This is a genomic window from Paenochrobactrum gallinarii (assembly GCF_014205685.1).
Taxonomy (GTDB): Bacteria; Pseudomonadota; Alphaproteobacteria; order Rhizobiales; family Rhizobiaceae; genus Paenochrobactrum; species Paenochrobactrum gallinarii.
In genome coordinates this window covers 22,711-41,258 of sequence record NZ_JACIIU010000018.1, presented here as the reverse complement: position 1 = coordinate 41,258, position 18,548 = coordinate 22,711, and the positions used below count along the sequence as shown (strand labels likewise).

Genomic DNA, 18,548 nt, shown 5'->3' with positions numbered 1-18,548 from the left:
TAGGCTCCATAGCCATCAGCATGGCGCGTTGGACAATGCGGTCTGTCAGGGTCGGAATACCCAATGGTCGTAGCTTGCCATTTGATTTCGGGATAGGCAATGATAAGCACGCTCTTAATTTACTGAAAATTTTGTGACACAACCCGCGCACCTTGATCATAGATTATCAGATTTATAATCTTATAGTTCCATAATATAGATTACCGCCCCAAGAGCTACGATGAGGGTGGGTTCAAGCTTGAAGTGCGACTTGCAAATGATAACAATGAGTTATCCAATGCAAGGAACTCGTCATGGAACGCACCTACTCGCATATTGATCTGGATGAACGCCGTAAAATAGCACGCTGGCGTAGTGCGAAGCTCTCCGTTGACGTTATTGCTGAGAAACTGGGTCGCCATCGTGCCACGATTTTCCGTGAACTCAAAAGTAATCAGTTTAACGATGTTGAGATCACAGATCTGCGCGGTTATTATTGCACGATCGCTGATCAAAAAGCTCGCGAGCGGCGTTCAAAGCAACGGAAACTGATCCGCTTTGATCATTTGCGTAAGTCCGTGGTCGAGCACATAAGTAGTGGATGGTCGCCGCAATAAATTGCTGGGAGAATGCGCTTGGAGCGCCATCCCATCTCTGTCAGTCATGAAACCATCTATCAGTTTGTGTATTCTGCCGATGGTCGAAAAAATGAGCTCTGGAAATATCTGCCTGAGCGCCGCACCAGACGACGACCGCGTCATGCCAGACGGCGTCATGGGCGTCGTTTCCCCCCGAATTTAGCATTCTACACCGCCCGGACATGGTTGCTAGACGTAAACAGTTTGGGCATTGGGAATGTGAGCTAATCCAGTTTCGTAAGAAATTCGGCAAGGCCAATGTGACGTCTCTGGTCGAGCGAGTTAGCCGTTTTACAGTTTTGTTGCGTAACAACGATCGCCAGTCACGACCAGTCATGGATGGGGTGATTAGAGCACTCCAACCCCTACCCCAAATGGCGCGTCGGTCTATCACGTTTGATCGCGGCACCGAGTTTGCAGAATGGGCCTATTTGCAAGCCGGTATTGGATCGCAGACATGGTTTTGTGATCCGCAATCACCCTGGCAAAAAGGAACCGTTGAAAACACCAACAGACGAACAAGGCGCTGGCTCCCCAGAGACATCGATCCGCTGACGCTAAGCAACCGCGATCTGGCATTCATTTGCAACCGCCTCAACAATACGCCGCGTAAATGTTTGGGATACAAAACGCCTGCACAAGTCTTTCGGCAAAAATTAATCGCAAACAGACATCGTTATACGTAAACTCGAACCACAAAGTCGCGCTTCGGCATGAATTCACAAGGTAATATACAGATGCGACTTATGGGCAAACCATGACTGGGACGACCTACGTGACTCATTGCAACGCAATAGATAAAAATTGCAAGAACCATAAACATATCGAAGACAGCGATTTTGTGTGCCGCCGGTTTTATCCGCTGCCATAGCAAGGACATTGGCTCCTCCTCCCCCCTGATATGGTTTTATTATTTATTCTGAGCGGCCTGCCAGCTTAACAAACGCTGACAGCCTGTTTCATTATTTTACGTCTGCAACCTGTTTGAGCAGGTCGGGCATCCATTTACCTGTCAACCCTGATAGAATGGAGATCTGATCAAACAATTGTCTTTATTGCGTGTTTTAATTGATTTTTAGGTTTTGACAGCGGAAGGCTTATCATGAGCGATCTTTTCTGGCTTTCAGATGCTGCATGGAATGTAATCGAACCAGATTTTACCCAATAACCACCCCGTACCTTGTCTTATGAGTATCTTGGGCTCCTTGAGATAAAAGGAGCGGCTACCAAGCACTCCAAACTGCGGGGTCGCGGCGTAGGTGGCATCGTACGGAGCATGGTCCTGAAGGGCTGCGGTCGAGTTTGATGAGCCTCCGCCTTTTTCTGACGTCCTGAACGGATACGTGGGCTGCGGGTCCGAACGACAAGTAAAGGTAGATAGAAAAGATGGCCAAGGATACCATTTGGATTGATGTGTCGAAAGACCGTCTGGACGCTTTTTGGCTCTCTCGTGATAAGGCGCGCTGCATAGCTAACACGGCATAAGGTTTTGCACAGTTATGCGTCTGGATTAAGCAAATTGAAGATGTGTTGGTTGCCTTCGAGGCGACGGGTGCCTATCATCGTGGTCTTGAGCGACATCTCAGCCTGGCAGAATTACGCTTCATCAAAGTCAATCCCAAACAAACTCGCAGATTTGTGCAGGCGATTGGTCGACTGGCCAAAACCGACACCGTCGATGCTAAAATGCTAGCACGCATGGGTATCGTTCTCGATCTGGCACCACAAGGCGTGCAGGGCGAAGATGTTCATGATCTCAGAGAGTTACTGACTGCACGTCGCGCACTGGTTAAAGATCAGATTACAGCGAAGACGCGCCTCGCTACAGCGCTCAATTCGCTCATTCGTGAGCAACTCCATCGCTGTATCAATGACATTATCGCCGCTATTCATACACTGGACGCAGTGATGGCACAGATCGCCAAGCAACGCGGAACCCTCGAAAAACGCACTCTGCCATTTAATGACTATTCCAGGAATTGGCAGGTTAACCGCGATGACGATGTTGATCGACATGCCCGAACTTGGACATCTGGATAGCAAAAAGACCGCCGCTTTGGCTGGTTTGGCTCCGATGACGCAGCAGTCTGGAAAATGGCAGGGTAAGGAACGGATAACCAGCGGACGATCATCGCGCCGAAGAGCAACTTATATGCCTGCGCTCGTCGCGATCCGCTTTAACAGTGATCTTCATCAAAAATACCAAGAGATGCTGATGGCCGGCAAAGCGAAGAAGGTTGCCACTGCTGCCGTTATGCGCCGCATCGTTATTCTGGCAAACACATTGCTGCGTGAAGGGCGTAATTGGCTTCCATATCACTCTTGACAAAGACAGATACACGACGAGTTGATGATCGGCGCGTGATCTCTGGTATCTCGCATGTTCTCAAGGTCGGTTGTCGCTGGCGTGTTGTTCCTGCCACTTGACACAGTAAGCAGGACAAGCCTCATTCTTGAAATCATACGTAATAACTGGTCGCTTGTTCTTACTCATAAGGTTCTCCTGTTCACTCAAATATTGACAGAAAATCCCTCCATTTTATCGGGGCCAGTCTAATCAGAAGAATGACACTCCGTATCGCGAATATAGAATTTTGAGCCGCGTTCTTAAAAATTCTCGCCACCCGTCATACTATCAACATAAACTCATCAAGAAGAATTATTGGCTAAGCTTCACACAGGTTCATAAAAATCCCTCCGCATATATTCTGCGGAGGGATATAATAAAGATAAATTAGTCTTGCTTGCCGTAAATGCCGGTATGGATAACACCGTCAGCACCACACCAAGCGCGGTACATGCCCGGGCTATTGAACGGTAATTCGATATTACCTTTAGCATCAACCGCAATCAAACCGCCGGAGCCACCAAGTTCGCCAAGTTCCTGCACAACATCGCCTGCAGCCTGAGCAAGACTCTGCCCAGCCCAACGCATGCGTGCATCAATTTCATGGCCAACTGCCCAGCGGATGAAATATTCACCATGGCCGGTTGCAGAAATGGCGGCGGTTTTATCATCTGCCCATGTGCCGGCGCCAATAACCGGACTGTCACCGACACGGCCTGGTGTTTTTGCCGTCATACCACCAGTCGATGTTGCAGCTGCTATATGACCATGTTTATCAAGCGCAACGGCACCCACAGTTCCGTGCTTGCGTGCCGGATCACCATCATCGGCAAGGCCTAAACGGCGACGTTCCATTTCAGCATTTAAAGCATCGAGACGCTGCTGAGTGGAAAACCATTCAGGTTCCATCATTTCCAGATCAGCATTTTCACAAAAGCGCTTAGCGCCTTCACCTGCAAGGAACACATGCTCGGTTTTTTCCATCACTGCGCGTGCAGCCAGCACAGGATGTCTTGGCCCGCAAATACCGGTAATTGCACCGCAACGACGAGTTGCGCCATCCATCACTGCCGCGTCCATTTCATGGGTTGCATCTGTGGTGAAAACTGCACCGCGACCAGCATTGAAAAGCGGATCGTCTTCCAGTGCCATTACTGCCGCAGTTGCGGCATCAAGTGCACTGCCGCCTTGCTTGAGAATGTTAAGGCCTGCTTCCAAGCAAGCTTTTAAGCCGGCATGATATTCGGCTTCACGCTCTGGTGTCATATTGGCTTTCAGAATTGTTCCTGCGCCACCATGAAGTGCAATTACAGGGGTTGTTTCAGACATCATATTCCTCAGATGGTTTTAAGAGATCGTGGGTTTGCTTTGCGAATGCTGAACATCATCCGCATAAAAGTAAGGCATGAGAAAACGGGTGAGCGCCACGGCATCAGTGACCGTCTGATGATGTGCCGTCAAAATAGCGAGAATGGCCTCAAAAACAGCCAATGCAGCAATACCTGAGCCATGCAGTACAGGATGCTCTGCCGGTATGAAAATCTGCTCATCACTGAGAGCACATAAAGGCGAGCTGTCGCCATCTGTAATGGCGACGCAATAGGTGCCACGCCCGCGAGCGATTTTCATAAAGTCAACGGTAGCTTGAGAATAGCGCGGCAAAGCCATCGCAATGAGCAGATCATCAGGGGTAAGCCCTGCTGCCTTAATAGCAACGCGTTCTAAGCCGCAATCACCGGTCAGCATCATTTGAGCGCGGCTGAAAGGCAGCAATCTATCGGCAAAAAGCTGCAATAAATTAGCGCTGATGCCAAAACCTAAAAATGCAATACGTTGCGCATTCAATATCCGTTGGGCTGTGCTTTCCCAAACAGGATTATGCACTTGACCCGATATAGTTTCCAGCAATTTTACGGCATTGGTAAAGGAATCCTCAACCACACGCTGAGTTGGTACATGCTGAGCACGCTCGACATTTTTGACGGGTTTCAGCAAAGATTGATAGCCCTGCACAGCATGGTTGCGAAACTCCGCATAACCATTGAGACCGAGCGCTTTAACAAAACGAGTAATAGTTGCAGAAGAAGTTCCGGTTGCGCTGGCAAGATCTTCAATACCCATTGTGGCAACCGGAAAAGGATTGGTCAGCACGAAATCAGCAATTTTTTGCTGATTAGCTGTTAAATTTAACCATTGCGCTTCGATGAGTACGGCCAGTGACACAAATTTCCTCCTGTAGGGAATGAAAATAATTCTATCAAAAATAAAATAATATGAAAATCTTTTTTCAATCTATATGCGATATAATCAGCATTGAGATTAGCATTGAGATTAGCATTGTGATTAGCATGTTGAATTTTTAGCTCAATTTGCTGTACCCAAAATGTGAGTACTACAGGAGGGATGATATGAGAGTTTATATTTCAGCGGATATTGAAGGTGTCGCAGGTGTAGTGACAGCACAACAAGGGCAACCTGGAAATCCTGAATATGAGCGCGCACGTCGCCTGATGACAGAAGAAGTTAACGCTGCCATAGAAGGCGCATTAGCGGGTGGTGCAGACTATATTCTGGTCAATGACTCTCATGGGCCAATGGTCAATATCATTCCGGAAATGCTTAACCCTGCAGCCGAACTTATTCTCGGCCGCCCTAAAAAATTTAACATGGCAGCCGGTCTGGATCAAAGTTTTGATATGCTGTTTTTCACCGGCCACCATGCAAGTGCAGCGCAATATGGTGTGCTGGCGCATACTACCAATGGTTTTGCATTCAGAACGATTAAACTGAACGGACAAATCGTCGGTGAGCCCGGTTTTTATGGTGCTTATGCTGGTGAGTTGGGCGTGCCTGTTGCCTTGATCAGCGGCGATGATCAAACCGAATTAGAAAACCGCCTGTTCTTTCCGAATGCAGAATTTGCAAGTGTTAAAGCGGCTCTCGGCAACCGCGCTGCCCGTCAGATGTCTGTGCATAATGCCCGCGCTCTGATCCGCGATTTAGCACAAAAAGCTGTTGAGCGTAAAAATGAACTAAAAGCGTGGAAACCATTTACCGGACGCATCCATGCCGAGTTTATCATGAATTCGCCTCTGCTTGCCGATCAGATGGCGATTATCCCATGTGCAAAACGCACAGATGCGACCACGATTAGCTTTGATTGCGCCAATGTGGCCGAAGCTGTTGGCTGGATGGGTGTTCTCTCAGGTCTTTCTGCGAGTGTGAGATGAAAAACTAACGGGGCGACGGTCCGATATAGTTTGATTGCGGGCGGATAAGTCGCCCTAACCTCTCCTGCTCAAGCACATGAGCCGTCCATCCTGCCATGCGCCCTGCCGCAAAAACATTAGTAAAACTATCACGTGGAAAACCTACAGCTTCCAACACCAGAGCTGTATAAAATTCGACATTAGTTTGCAGCGAACGAAGCGGCTTTTTAACTTCTAATAGAGCAAGTGCTGCCTGTTCTACCTGGCCGGCAAATAGAATTCGGTCAGAACCATCCTGCAGCGCAGATACTGCCTCTTTCAATACGTCTGCACGCGGATCGCGCACACGATAAATACGGTGGCCAAACCCCATCAGGCGCTCCCCACGCTCTAACCTGTCCCGCAGCCATGTTTTTATATTAGCTTTCTCTCCGATTGCATCCAGCATATCCAGCACAGGGCCAGGTGCGCCGCCATGCAAAGGCCCCTTCAGAGCGCAAAGCGCACCAATCACAGATGAAAAAAGCCCTGCTTCTGTTGAGGCTATAACGCGCGCAGTAAAGGTTGATGCATTCAAACCATGATCTGATACGGTCGTCAGATAAGTATCTAATGCTTTAATCTGTTCAACGGACGGTATCACTCCGCTCAACATATATAAAAAGTCGGCTGAATGTCCAAGCGAGGGATCGGGTGCAATGGGTGCAAGTCCTTGCTTCATTCGGATGGTTGCTGCCGTAAATACGGGAACCGCAGCCACCGCCATGATGTAATGCGGACAGGTTTCTGTATCCGACAGTGCGGATAATTGTAATCTCAGTGCCTCTACGGGTGTGAGTGCCCTCGTTTGCGGTTGTATTAACGCAAATGCCCGCTCTCGTGCCCCTGCCAGTTGCATACGTATGTCTGTTGCCGTCATGGTATTGGCAGTTTGTCCTGACCACAAAAGTTCCAGCACTTGCTCGAAAGTCCAGCTCGCTAATTCAGCTAAGTGATAACCGCGAATGATCAATTGACCAGCATTGCCATCTACATGGCTAAGTATGGTTTCAGCAGCCACTACATTATCAAGGCCAGAGCCAGACATGTCATTCACAAGAGCAGATTCGATTGTCATATTGACTTTCCTCATATTGATAAAATCTGCCTTGAGGATGATTGCTTGATTATATATCGTCAATCTTGATTAAGATAATCAATGTGGGGTTTCATGCAGGCAACGGAAAAATTCATCACTGCCGAGATGGCCGCAGCTGAACTTGGCATCAGTCGTGCAAGTCTTTATGCCTATGTTAGCCGCGGATTAATCCAGACAAGCAATGTAGAGAATGACCCGCGTCGGAAGCTTTATAGCGCGCATGATATTGCGGCTTTGAAAAAAAGAAAAACGGTTGGGCGCCGCCCCACGCAAGTTGCAGCGACAACGCTCGACTGGGGGTTACCCGTTCTGAAAACTTCAATTACTGAAATTGATGCGGGGCACTTAACCTATCGCGGGCAGGACGCGCTCATTTTATCTCAATCGTCCACATTAGAAAACATCGCCTGCTTGCTATGGGAATGCGCCGACTTTGATCCGTTCAGCACACAACGCTCTGGTCCGGCATCATGGCCTAGGGACGTTCTTTTGAATGCTCAATCATTACCATTGATTGAACGATGTCAGTCATTGCTTCCATATGTCGGGGCTGGGCAAATGCCGGTTTGGGGACGTGACCATCGCCGTCTGGTGCAAGATGCAGCCTGTTTGCTGCAAGCTATCACAGGCGTCTGCACGGCATCGCAGCCAGATACGCTTCCCGTTCACTTGTCTCTGGCTGAAAAGTGGAAAACCGATGCGGAAGGCGCAGATATTATCCGGCGTGCGCTGGTATTGCTTGCCGATCATGAGCTCAATGCCTCGGCTTTTACTGTTCGTGTTGTTGCATCAACCGGCGCCTCACTCGGCGCATGTTTAAATGCCGGCTTATCGGCTTTAAGTGGCCCTTTGCATGGTGGCATGACCAGCTTGGTCGAGTTATTATTTGATGAGTTGGAGCGAAAGGGAGATACTAAAAGACTTATTCATGAGCGTTTGCGTCGTGGTGAGACTGTACCAGGTTTTTATCATCCGCTCTATCCGGATGGAGACCCTCGCGCCATCGGTATTCTTTCGTATTTACCCGCGGATGAACGGCGTGTCGAACTATTACAATGCATGTATGAAATGACCGGACAATTACCGACTTGTGATGTCGCACTGGTAAGCTTGCGCCGGAGCTTAAACTTACCCGTTGGCAGTGCCCTGGTGCTTTTTGCGATTGCCCGCACAGTCGGATGGATCGCTCATGCCTTAGAGCAAAAGCAAGATGGAAAACTCATCCGCCCGCGCGCGCAATATGTGAGATGATGTTAATGTTTTCTACTTTATAACAGCAGATTAGATATTTTAATTGTGCATTTATAAATGAAAATATCTCAATATTCGTCAAGGTTACGCGCTTTACGATAGACGCTAGGCGTCACACCTGTTTCACGTCTAAAGGACGTGGACAGATGTGCGACATCTGAAAATCCGCAAGCACTTGCGATGAAGGAAATGGATAAATCCGATTGTTTTAGCAACTTACGTGCACGTTTAATCCGCGTTAAAAATATATAACGCGCAGGTGTGTAGTGCATAGATGTATTAAAGCGTTTGATGAAATTGGTACGGCTCACGCCAGCAATCGCTGCCAGATCATTGGTTCTGATGCTGCTTGCAAGCTTGTTGTCAATATATTCCAATACACGTTTTAATTGACTTGGATTCAATGTCTCTTCAATGCAATCAAAACTTGGTTCAACTGTCTCTTCTGTAAATTTTTGTAAAAAATCGACAATTAATGAGCGGGCAGTATATTCCATCAAAAGTTCACTTTTAGGGGAAAAGCTTTTTAAAACTTCCCGTAACGATTGAATAAGTACACTCGTTGTTGAATTACTTCTGACAATATTAGCCGGCAATAAAATTTTACACTTACCCGACTGGTAGAATTTTTCTGTCACTTCCTCTACCAAAATGTTTTTAATAAAAACATGGAATGCTTTGATGGGGTTTTGTAAGTGAACCTCAATAGGTGCCTGATTGCTGTTAATAAAAACATCACTAGGTAATATAGTCAGGCTCTCTTCAATATCGTTAAATCTAACTTTAACATGCGCTGTATTTAATGGCATAATGAACCATAAACCAGAACCTGCTCCATAAGTGAAATGGTGCGGTAACTCTTCTGTTAATGCGAGGCAAACGGTTGAAGATTGCGCGATATCTTCGCTTGAACAAAGAATATGAACATCTTTATTCATAAATACTGAAGTTTGCTTAACTGAATATACATCCGGAGAGCTCAGCTTGGTTGCGAATTGACCTTGCTATTCTGGCTCGCAATTCATGCTATATAGAGCATTATTAGCATCAAAATGCATTATTCCTCACAAACATACAATAGGCTGTCCTTGCTTCGCATTTATGTCAAATTAAATGCAAAATTGAGTGCCATAAATTAATATGGCTATGGTCTTACATATATTCATAAATTGCATTTTACAAAACTGATATAAATATATGCAAATTTTGTTGTATAATCGTCCATATTATTAATTACTCATCAGAATTTATAAAAATATCAGGAAATAACCTAGACGATTTTACAGGCTTACATATGAATATCTTATCTGTCTCAAACATAACATATTCGTGCTATAGAGCCGTTTCTGTAAAAATGACGCGCCGTTTACTGACATGAAAGCTCTTAAAATGAAGCCGTTTTCCAGCCAGATTGATATGTTTGAGGCTCAGCCACATCATAAACAATCAGAACCCTCGAGACGGATTAATCCCCAAAAAACCAAAGCTGAGGATTTTGATGAGCTGATGGCGCGCCGATTAGAAAAGACGGGACGCTTTCGCATTCTGCGCCAGCTTACGCCACGCCCCATTATTGAACGACAAGACAGCCTGTTTGAAAGATTGGCCATTGTCATTGATACGGAAACAACCGGCCTGAGCCACCAAACAGATCAGGTCATCGAATTTGGTGCTGTAGCCTTTACCTATAATGATGACGGTAGTTTTGGTGATGTTGTTGGTGTGTTCAACGGTTTGCAGCAGCCAACAACTCCGATACCTGCCGAGATTACCCGCATTACAGGCATCACCAATGAAATGGTACAAGGACAAGTACTCGACATTAAAGCAATCGAGGCCATGATTGCACCTGCAGATTTAATCATTGCCCATAATGCCAAATTTGACCGGCCATTTTGCGAAAAACTCTCCCCCCTCTTTGCATCAAAGGCATGGGCTTGTTCTGTTGCTGAAATTAGATGGGCTGATCTTGGCTTTGAGGGCAGCAAGCTTGGCTATTTAGTCGGGCAAGCGGGGCTTTTTCATAACGGGCACCGCGCGACTGATGATTGCCATGCTTTATTGGAAGTTATGCTGCAACCAGTCGGACGCAAAAAAACAATTCCCTTTGCCGAACTATTACAAGCAAGCCGCAAATCACGCATCCGCATTTATGCCGAAAACAGCCCGTTTGATTTAAAAGATCATTTAAAGAAAAGAGGCTATCGTTGGTCTGACGGCACGGATGGACGCCCGAAAGCGTGGTGGACGGAAGTAGACGAGAGTGACTATGCGGCTGAGCTGGATTACCTGCGCACAGATATTTATCGCTGGAAAGAGGCCGAGCCACTGTCGATACGTTTAACTGCGGTGGAACGGTTCAAGGCTTAAGCGGCATGTCCATGATTTCAGCCGCAACATCCGTAATTAAAGCAGAAAATTTGCGCATGAAATCGTTCTTTTTACTCGAACTACGCCAAAACAAACCGATTTCACGCTGAAAATCATCCGATTCCAGTGGCAGATAAGAAATTTCTGGGTCGGTAACTTGCTTGCCGCAAGCCAATTTCGGCAGCAATGTCAGCCCCATGCCGGCAATAACCATCTGCCGTAATGTTTCAAGGCTGGTGCCGCGAAAATCGTCATATTCATGCGCGCCATAGCGATGACACAGCGCCAATGCCTGATCGCGCAGGCAATGCCCTTCTTCCAACAACAAAACGCGCTGCCCAAATAAAGCACTTGATGACAATTTTTCATTGTTGGCCATCGCGTCTTTAGCTGGCACCGCCAGCCGGAACGGCTCGTGAAAAAGCTTAACACCTGTCAGCTGCGGATAATCGACAGGTAAAGCCAATAAAGCGGCATCAATCTGCCCATCAAGCAAGCGCTGGATGAGAACAGGACTTTTTTCTTCCGTCAGTAAAATTTCCATTGAAGGAAAACTACGAATGAAGCGTGTCACGACATGGGGTAAAAGATAAGGCCCAAGAGTGGGAAACACGCCTAAATGCAAGCGTTGTGTGCCTGATTTGGCGTAAGCTTCCGCCTCTTCACGTATTTGTGCCACTTCATGAAGGACAGTGCGCGCCCGCTTGACCGCAGCCTCACCGGCTTGCGTTAAAATAATACCGCGCGGCAAACGCTCGAATAAAGCAACGCCGAGCTCTTCTTCAAGTTTACGAATTTGTGTCGATAATGTTGGTTGACTGACAAAACAGCTTTCGGCAGCACGGTGAAAGTTGCGCTGTTTAGCCAGCGCAACTATATATTCCAGATCACGAAGGTTCATAATAAGCCGGCCTTAAGCCGCCTTTTCCTCCGCTGGCAAACGGATCAGATAATCAAAAGCAGAAAGTGATGCTCTCGAACCTTCACCCATTGCAATCACGATTTGCTTATAAGGCGCAATGGTGCAATCCCCCGCAGCAAACACACCCGGCACTGAGGTGGAACCGTAAATATCAGTAATGATTTCACCGCGTTCATTCAGCGACAATGTATCTTTAAGCCATTCAGTGTTCGGCACGAGACCGATCTGTACAAATATGCCTTCCAGCGCAAGTTTATGCACTTCACCGCTGTTACGATCTTCATAGACCAAGCCGTTGACGCGCTTGCCGTCGCCGGTCACTTCAGTGGTTTTGGCAGAGGTCAAAATTGTAACATTCGGGAGGCTTTTCAGCTTACGCTGAAGCACATCATCCGCACGCAGAACTTTATCATATTCAATCAATGTGACGTGGCTGACAAGACCTGCCAGATCAATGGCTGCTTCCACACCCGAATTACCGCCACCGATCACGGCAATCTTCTTGCCTTTAAACAAAGGGCCGTCGCAATGCGGGCAGAAGGCAACGCCTTTATTGATATAGTCCTGTTCACCCGGCACATTCATCTTGCGCCAGCGCGCACCAGTCGACAAAATCACGGAAGTGCCTGTCAAGCTTGCGCCTGATGCCAGTGTTACTTTAAAACCAGCTGAAATCTGCTCAAGCTTCACAGCCTGCTGGCCGTTGATAATTTCTGCGTCATACTGGCGAACATGTTCTTCCAGCGCACGGGCAAGCTTTGGCCCTTCCGTATGCGGAACAGAAATCAGGTTTTCGATCGACATCGTATCCAATACCTGACCGCCAAAGCGCTCAGCCACAACACCAGTGCGGATACCTTTTCGTGCCGCATAAACGGCAGCTGCCGCACCGGCAGGACCGCCACCAACAATCAGCACATCAAACGGTGCTTGTTCGTTGATTGCTTCCACAGCGCGCGCACCGGCACCAGTATCAATTTTAGCCAGAATTTCTTCAGCACCCATACGGCCGGAGCCAAATACTTCGCCGTTGAGGAAAATCGACGGGACAGACATAACCTGACGCTCAGAAACTTCTTCCTGAAACAGAGCACCGTCTATTGCGACATGCTCAATGCCAGGGTTAAGAACAGCCATCAAATTCAGCGCCTGCACCACGTCCGGGCAGTTCTGGCACGACAGCGAATAATAGGTTTCGAAACGGAAATTGCCTTTTAAATTACGGATCTGATCAATCAGCGCCTGCTCAACCTTTGGCGGATAACCACCAACCTGAAGCAGCGCCAGAACCAGTGACGTAAATTCATGGCCAAGCGGCAAACCGGCAAAAGTCAGATGAATATCTTCATCTGGCGCATTGAGTGCGAAAGAGGGAATACGCGCCCCTGCAATTTCGCCATGCTTGATGGTAATTTTATCGGACTGTTCGCGAATTTGTTCAAGAAGCTGCATCAGCTCGCGTGATTTAGCATCCTCACCGGTAAAAGCCGTGATTTCAACCGGACGAACCAAACGTTCCAGATAGCCCTTGAGCTGGGTTTTCAAGTTCGTATCGAGCATACTTTATTCCTCTACAAAAAAACGATGGCAGTCATCAGGCGGCTGTGGGAGCCAGCCGCCTGAGTTTTAATGTTTGAACAAAATTAGATTTTGCCAACCAGATCGAGTGAAGGAGCAAGAGTTGCTTCGCCTTCCTGCCATTTTGCAGGGCAAACTTCACCTGGATGCGCGCGAACATACTGCGCAGCTTTGATTTTACGAACCAGATCAGACGCATCACGGCCAATACCTTCAGCGGTAATTTCCATAGCCTGAATGATACCATCCGGATCAACGATGAAAGTTGCACGGTCTGCAAGACCCTGACCTTCACGCATAACGCCAAAATTGTTGGTTACAACACCGCTTGGATCGCCAAGCATGGTGTAGTTGATTTTGCCGATTGTTTCGGAAGAATCGTGCCATGCTTTGTGGGTGAAATGTGTGTCGGTTGACACGGAATAAACTTCCACACCCATTTTCTGCAGTTCTTCATAATGATCTGCAACGTCACCTAATTCTGTCGGGCAAACAAAAGTGAAGTCGGCAGGATAGAAGAAAAAGACGGCCCATTTGCCCAATACATCTTCTTCAGTCACGGAAATGAACTTGCCCTGACGGTAGGCCTGCGCGAGGAAAGGTTTGATCTGTGTATTTACGTTTGCCATTAATGCACTCCTATCAGAATGGTGTCTGCAGTGCATATAGTGGTTATTCTGCAATTTTCCAAATCAATTAAAATTCTTTTATTGATAGCTTTTACCTATCAAAAAAAAGAAATTCGATATAGGGGCATATCGTTGGAAAACTATGCCAAAAAACAACGTGTTTTTCATGACTTATGGCAGATTATTTGCCTTTCGCATTTTACACGACATGCTGTAGTCTTTGGTCAGGATATCAGGGGACGAGGTGGGCAAAATTATTGATCTCATCATTTTTGATTGTGATGGCGTATTAATTGATAGTGAAATTATCAGCGCCACAATGCTGATCAAAGAACTCTCGAAAATCGGCATCGATATCGATCGCAATTATGTGGCAAAACATTTTCTGGGACGCAGTTATCCAACGGTGTTTTCTACCATTCGTTCTGATTTCGGCATCGAATTGCCTCCTTCCTTTGAAGATCAGTATCGCGAGCAGCTTTTAAAAACCTTTGATACAATGCTGGAAGTCATTCCAGCTGTTGAGCAGGTGTTGCGTAGTGTCACTTTACCATGGTGCGTGGCCACTTCATCCAGTTTGCCCCGTGCCGAAAAATCACTGGAGCTGACCGGTTTGCGTCACTTGGCAGCTGATCGGCTTTTTACCGCCAGCATGGTTGCAAACGGTAAACCTGCGCCCGATCTTTTCCTTCATGCCGCCGCCAAGATGAAGGTCTTACCAGAGCGTTGCCTTGTGATTGAAGACAGCCTCAACGGTATACGGGCTGCGCGTGCTGCGGGTATGAAAGTCTGGCGCTTTACGGGTGGAAGTCATATGAAAGGACAGGATCTTTACGAATCGGATGATGCACGGCCTGACTTCCGGTTTGATGATTTTTCAAATTTTCAGCGATTATTAGAACAGAAATTTCAATGAGTGCTGCCCCGATAAACCGACCTGATATCGATTTGAAATCCGACGATGCTGTTGCACGTGCAGGTTGGCTTTATTATGCGGGCGGCATGACACAAGACCAGATTGCTGCCGAAATGGGTATCTCGCGCCAACGCGCACAGCGTCTTGTCAGCCGTGCTGTTGCCAATGGCTTGATTAAAGTAAGGCTTGAACATCCGCTTGCGGCTTGTCTGGAATTAGAAGCCCGATTGCGTGATCGTTACGGGCTTATTGAATGTCGTGTTGCGCCCATGCTTGGCACAAGCGCTGATCCAGCTCGTGTCATAGCCGCTGCTGCGGCTTCGCTTTTTGAAAAAGTTTTGGCGCGGGCAGAACCGCAGGTCATTGGTGTCGGCACTGGTCGCGCATTACGTGCGATGTCTGATGAATTGCAGGAAGGCACCTGCGACCGGCATCGTTTGGTGTCGCTGATCGGGAATATTTCAATTGATGGTTCTGCGACCATGTTTGAAGTTATTCTCTATATCGCATCACGTTTGAATGCTCCGCATTATCCTATGCCGGTTCCTGTCATCAGCAGCACTCGCGAAGAACGCGATGCCTTTCTTGCTTTAAAACCAGTGCAGGCAGTGCATCGTTTGGGGCGAAAAGCCGATGCTATTTTTGTCGGCATTGGCCAAATGAACAATCAGGCTCCCCTCTTCCTTGATGGCTTTGTCAGCGAGCAAGAATTGAGCGAAGTGCGCTCCCTTGGCGGGATCGGTGAAGTCGCCGGACATATTTATGATGCCAATGGTCATTATATTGACAGTGAAATTCATGGCCGGATGGCCGGAATACGTGTGGAGCCGGGATTAGAGCGCTTAGCTGTCGGCATTGCGGCAGGCGCCAGTAAAATTGATGCCATACGCGGTGCACTCAACGGGCGTATTATCAATGGTCTGGTGACCGATGAAGCAACGGCGACAGCACTGCTTTAGTGCACGTTTATAATAGTAACGGATAAAGCGACTCGGCCAAGCCATCGCGTTTACCGCTTATTCAAAACTTAAAACAGTTCTTTCGCCGTTATCCAGCGATCTCGGCGCTTGGTTCCTTATGCTTTTGTATGAGGTTACAGCTTTGTTACATGCATTTCCAGAAATAGAACTTGACAGAATTGCGCCATTATTCAAATATTTGATCAATGTTCGAATAATTGCTCAAAATTACCTTGGGAGGGGTAAAATGTCAGTAACTATACGTGGATTGGTTAGCGCCGGTTTTATGGCTGCATTGTCGGTGGCGGCAAGCGCAGAAACCATCACGGTCGCAACCGTTAACAATGGCGACATGATCCGCATGCAGGGTCTCATGTCCGAGTTTAAAGCACTTCATCCAGACATTGATGTCGAATGGGTCACGTTAGAAGAAAATGTACTTCGTCAACGTGTCACGACCGATATTGCTACACAGGGCGGTCAATATGACGTCCTGACGATCGGCAATTATGAGGTGCCGATTTGGGCCAAACAAGGCTGGCTTCTGCCACTTGAAAAGCTTGGTGACGACTACGATGCCGCAGATATTCTGCCGGCCGTTGCGGCATCCGTCAGCTTGGACGGCAAGCTTTATGCAGTGCCGTTTTATGCAGAAAGTTCGATGCTGATGTATCGCACTGATCTTATTGAAAAAGCCGGACTGAAAATGCCCGAAAACCCGACTTGGGAATTCGTGCGTGAAGCAGCAGAAAAAATGACCGACAAAGGCGCCGGTGTATTTGGCATCTGCCTGCGTGGTAAAGCTGGCTGGGGTGAAAATATGGCGCTGTTGCCAGCCATGTCGAACTCCATGGGCGCCCGTATGTTCGATATGGACTGGAAGCCGCAGTTTGACAGTCCTGAATGGAAAAAAACCATCGATACATATCTTGACCTGATGACCAATTTTGGCCCTCCAGGTGCATCTTCCAATGGCTTCAACGAAACATTGGCACTGTTCCAGACCGGTAAATGCGGCATGTGGATTGATGCGACGGTTGCTTCCTCGTTCATCTCCAATCCAAAAGATTCAACCGTTGCTGATAAGGTTGGTTTTGCCAAATCGCCAAGCGGTGAAGGCATCGACAATCACGGCAACTGGCTCTGGTCCTGGAACCTTGCTATTCCAAAAACCTCCAAGAAAGCCGATGCAGCACAGGCATTTGTCGCCTGGGCAACATCGAAAGCCTATCTTGATCTGGTTGCCAAAAAAGTAGGCATTGCCAACGTACCGCCAGGCACCCGTACTTCACTTTATGAAAATCCTGAATATCTGAAGGCAGCACCATTTGCCAAAGTGACATTGGATGCAATCATGGCAGCCAATACACAAAAACCATCTGTTCAGGATGTGCCTTATACAGGTGGCCAGTTTGTCGCCATCCCTGAATATCAGGCAATTGGTACAGCTGTCGGACAGCAGTTTTCGGCAGCGCTTGCAGGCAGTGTCACCGGCGATGCGGCCAGAGCCACTGCACAGCAGTTGGCAACCCGCGAAATGACACGCGGTGGTTACATCAAGTAAGCGCAAGCAATTCAAAGACCCGCCCTTTCTGTCAAATGAAGGGGCGTGTCTTTCGCTATATGCGGCTATGAAAACCGCATTTGTGCATTCCGGCAATCAACGACATTCCATTATGATTTTTACGCGATAAGTCATCGTTTATAATCATGAAAGTTCAGACAAGGGTAAAAACCCATGGCCACACAAGCATCACGCTCGGCAAGTCGCCTGATGATTTCGCCTGCTGTCATCCTGCTGTTATTATGGATGATCGTACCGCTGGCCATGACCATCTGGTTTTCGTTTCTTCGCTATAATCTTTTAATTCCTGATGCGGTCAGTTTTTCAGGTTTCGAAAACTACCACTATTTTTTCACCGATCCTGCCTTCTGGCCTGCCCTCTTCAACACGTTAATTCTAGTGCTTGGCGTGCTGGCAATCACGACAATCGGCGGCACTTTGCTGGCTTTATTGCTGGATCAGCCGATGTTCGGTCAAGGCATCGTTCGTGTGCTGGTGATTGCACCCTTCTTTATCATGCCAACGGTATCTGCATTGGTATGGAAAAATATGTTTTTCAATCCGGTCAATGGTTTATTCGGATGGGCTGCAAACAGTCTTGGTTTTGCACCGATTGATTTTCTTGCGCAATATTCGTTGCTGTCGATCATCATTATTGTTGCGTGGCAATGGCTGCCCTTTGCAACGCTCATTCTTTTAACCGCATTGCAATCACTTGACCGCGAACAATTGGAAGCAGCCGAAATGGACGGCGCGGGCGCTGTTTCACGGTTTTATTATATCATGCTACCGCATCTGGCGCGCGCAACAACCGTCGTTATCCTGATCCAGACAATCTTCCTGTTATCTGTTTTTGCAGAAATTCTGGTGACAACCAATGGCGGCCCCGGCACGTCTTCCACCAATCTGACCTATCTCGTTTACGCACAATCACTGCTGCAATTCGATGTCGGGCTTGGTTCGGCTGGCGGTATCGTTGCGGTTATTTTAGCAAATATAGTTGCGATTTTCCTGATGCGGATGATCGGTCGCAATCTGGAGATGTGAG

Annotated in this window: 15 protein-coding genes and 3 pseudogenes; 11 read left to right on the top strand and 7 right to left on the bottom strand. The window is 47.6% G+C overall.

The genetic code is table 11. The features are described 5' to 3' along the window. The first annotated feature begins 293 nt into the window (after positions 1-293). The 4 genes and pseudogenes from FHS77_RS13520 to FHS77_RS13510 form a co-directional block, all read left to right on the top strand. Positions 294-1,303 (top strand): annotated as a pseudogene (locus tag FHS77_RS13520) (IS30 family transposase). 811 nt (positions 1,304-2,114) lie between these two features. Then, positions 2,115-2,657 (top strand): annotated as a pseudogene (locus tag FHS77_RS16145) (IS110 family transposase); the annotation flags it as partial. Beyond that, entirely contained in the window at positions 2,614-2,943 is a 330-nt protein-coding gene (locus tag FHS77_RS16140; RefSeq protein WP_210307144.1) for a transposase, read from the top strand. The pseudogene FHS77_RS16145 and the gene FHS77_RS16140, both read left to right, overlap by 44 nt. Next, positions 2,922-3,035: pseudogene (locus FHS77_RS13510) on the top strand (IS5/IS1182 family transposase); the annotation flags it as partial. The gene FHS77_RS16140 and the pseudogene FHS77_RS13510, both read left to right, overlap by 22 nt. A gap of 316 nt (positions 3,036-3,351) precedes the next feature. On the opposite strand, the gene FHS77_RS13505 reads toward FHS77_RS13510, so the two are convergent. Both FHS77_RS13505 and FHS77_RS13500 read right to left on the bottom strand, forming a co-directional pair. After that, on the bottom strand, positions 3,352-4,293 hold the full coding sequence (locus FHS77_RS13505; protein WP_184224251.1) for an isoaspartyl peptidase/L-asparaginase family protein: 942 nt from the start codon (positions 4,291-4,293) through the stop codon (positions 3,352-3,354). Between the two features lie 18 nt (positions 4,294-4,311). Further along, positions 4,312-5,187 carry an SIS domain-containing protein gene (locus tag FHS77_RS13500; protein ID WP_184224249.1) on the bottom strand — a complete coding sequence of 292 codons (876 nt, stop codon included), beginning with the start codon at positions 5,185-5,187 and terminating at the stop codon, positions 4,312-4,314. Positions 5,188-5,372: 185 nt separating this feature from the next. Here FHS77_RS13500 and FHS77_RS13495 point away from each other — a divergent pair, with 185 nt between their 5' ends. Continuing rightward, positions 5,373-6,194, top strand: coding sequence for a M55 family metallopeptidase (locus FHS77_RS13495; RefSeq protein WP_184224247.1), 822 nt, complete (start codon positions 5,373-5,375; stop codon positions 6,192-6,194). Between the two features lie 4 nt (positions 6,195-6,198). Here the strand turns inward: FHS77_RS13495 and FHS77_RS13490 are convergent, their stop codons facing one another. Beyond that, positions 6,199-7,290 carry a citrate synthase/methylcitrate synthase gene (locus tag FHS77_RS13490; RefSeq protein ID WP_246431338.1) on the bottom strand — a complete coding sequence of 364 codons (1,092 nt, stop codon included), beginning with the start codon at positions 7,288-7,290 and terminating at the stop codon, positions 6,199-6,201. A 93-nt stretch (positions 7,291-7,383) separates the two neighbouring features. On the opposite strand from FHS77_RS13490, the gene FHS77_RS13485 reads away from it, so the two are divergent. Beyond that, entirely contained in the window at positions 7,384-8,562 is a 1,179-nt protein-coding gene (locus tag FHS77_RS13485; protein WP_210307143.1) for a citrate synthase, read from the top strand. Between the two features lie 68 nt (positions 8,563-8,630). Here FHS77_RS13485 and FHS77_RS13480 read toward each other — a convergent pair whose 3' ends face one another. Next, a complete protein-coding gene (locus FHS77_RS13480; protein WP_184224245.1) occupies positions 8,631-9,500 on the bottom strand; it encodes a helix-turn-helix domain-containing protein in 870 nt (289 codons plus the stop codon). 436 nt (positions 9,501-9,936) lie between these two features. Here FHS77_RS13480 and FHS77_RS13475 point away from each other — a divergent pair, with 436 nt between their 5' ends. After that, complete coding sequence (locus FHS77_RS13475) at positions 9,937-10,932, top strand: 3'-5' exonuclease (RefSeq protein ID WP_246431337.1); 996 nt, start codon at positions 9,937-9,939, stop codon at positions 10,930-10,932. Here the strand turns inward: FHS77_RS13475 and FHS77_RS13470 are convergent. The 3 genes from FHS77_RS13470 to ahpC all read right to left on the bottom strand — a co-directional run bounded on the left by FHS77_RS13470 (position 10,922) and on the right by ahpC (position 14,061). Beyond that, positions 10,922-11,833 carry a LysR substrate-binding domain-containing protein gene (locus FHS77_RS13470; protein ID WP_184224243.1) on the bottom strand — a complete coding sequence of 304 codons (912 nt, stop codon included), beginning with the start codon at positions 11,831-11,833 and terminating at the stop codon, positions 10,922-10,924. The two genes, FHS77_RS13475 and FHS77_RS13470, sit on opposite strands and share 11 nt — an antisense overlap. A gap of 12 nt (positions 11,834-11,845) precedes the next feature. Continuing rightward, entirely contained in the window at positions 11,846-13,414 is a 1,569-nt protein-coding gene (ahpF, locus tag FHS77_RS13465; RefSeq protein WP_184224242.1) for an alkyl hydroperoxide reductase subunit F, read from the bottom strand. Positions 13,415-13,497: 83 nt separating this feature from the next. Further along, positions 13,498-14,061, bottom strand: a complete 564-nt coding sequence (ahpC, locus tag FHS77_RS13460) for an alkyl hydroperoxide reductase subunit C (protein WP_184224240.1) — start codon at positions 14,059-14,061, stop codon at positions 13,498-13,500. Positions 14,062-14,305: 244 nt separating this feature from the next. On the opposite strand from ahpC, the gene FHS77_RS13455 reads away from it, so the two are divergent. The 4 genes from FHS77_RS13455 (at position 14,306) to FHS77_RS13440 (ending at position 18,547) form a co-directional block, all read left to right on the top strand. Beyond that, entirely contained in the window at positions 14,306-14,977 is a 672-nt protein-coding gene (locus tag FHS77_RS13455) for an HAD-IA family hydrolase (RefSeq protein WP_210307142.1), read from the top strand. Beyond that, positions 14,974-15,936, top strand: coding sequence for a sugar-binding transcriptional regulator (locus FHS77_RS13450; protein ID WP_184224238.1), 963 nt, complete (start codon positions 14,974-14,976; stop codon positions 15,934-15,936). Before FHS77_RS13455 ends, FHS77_RS13450 begins: the two co-directional genes overlap by 4 nt. A gap of 247 nt (positions 15,937-16,183) precedes the next feature. Continuing rightward, positions 16,184-17,500, top strand: coding sequence for an ABC transporter substrate-binding protein (locus FHS77_RS13445; protein WP_184224235.1), 1,317 nt, complete (start codon positions 16,184-16,186; stop codon positions 17,498-17,500). 174 nt (positions 17,501-17,674) lie between these two features. Continuing rightward, the gene (locus FHS77_RS13440) at positions 17,675-18,547 is read left to right on the top strand and encodes a carbohydrate ABC transporter permease (protein ID WP_184224233.1); all 873 of its coding nucleotides are present in this window, start codon (positions 17,675-17,677) and stop codon (positions 18,545-18,547) included. Position 18,548 lies beyond the last annotated feature (1 nt).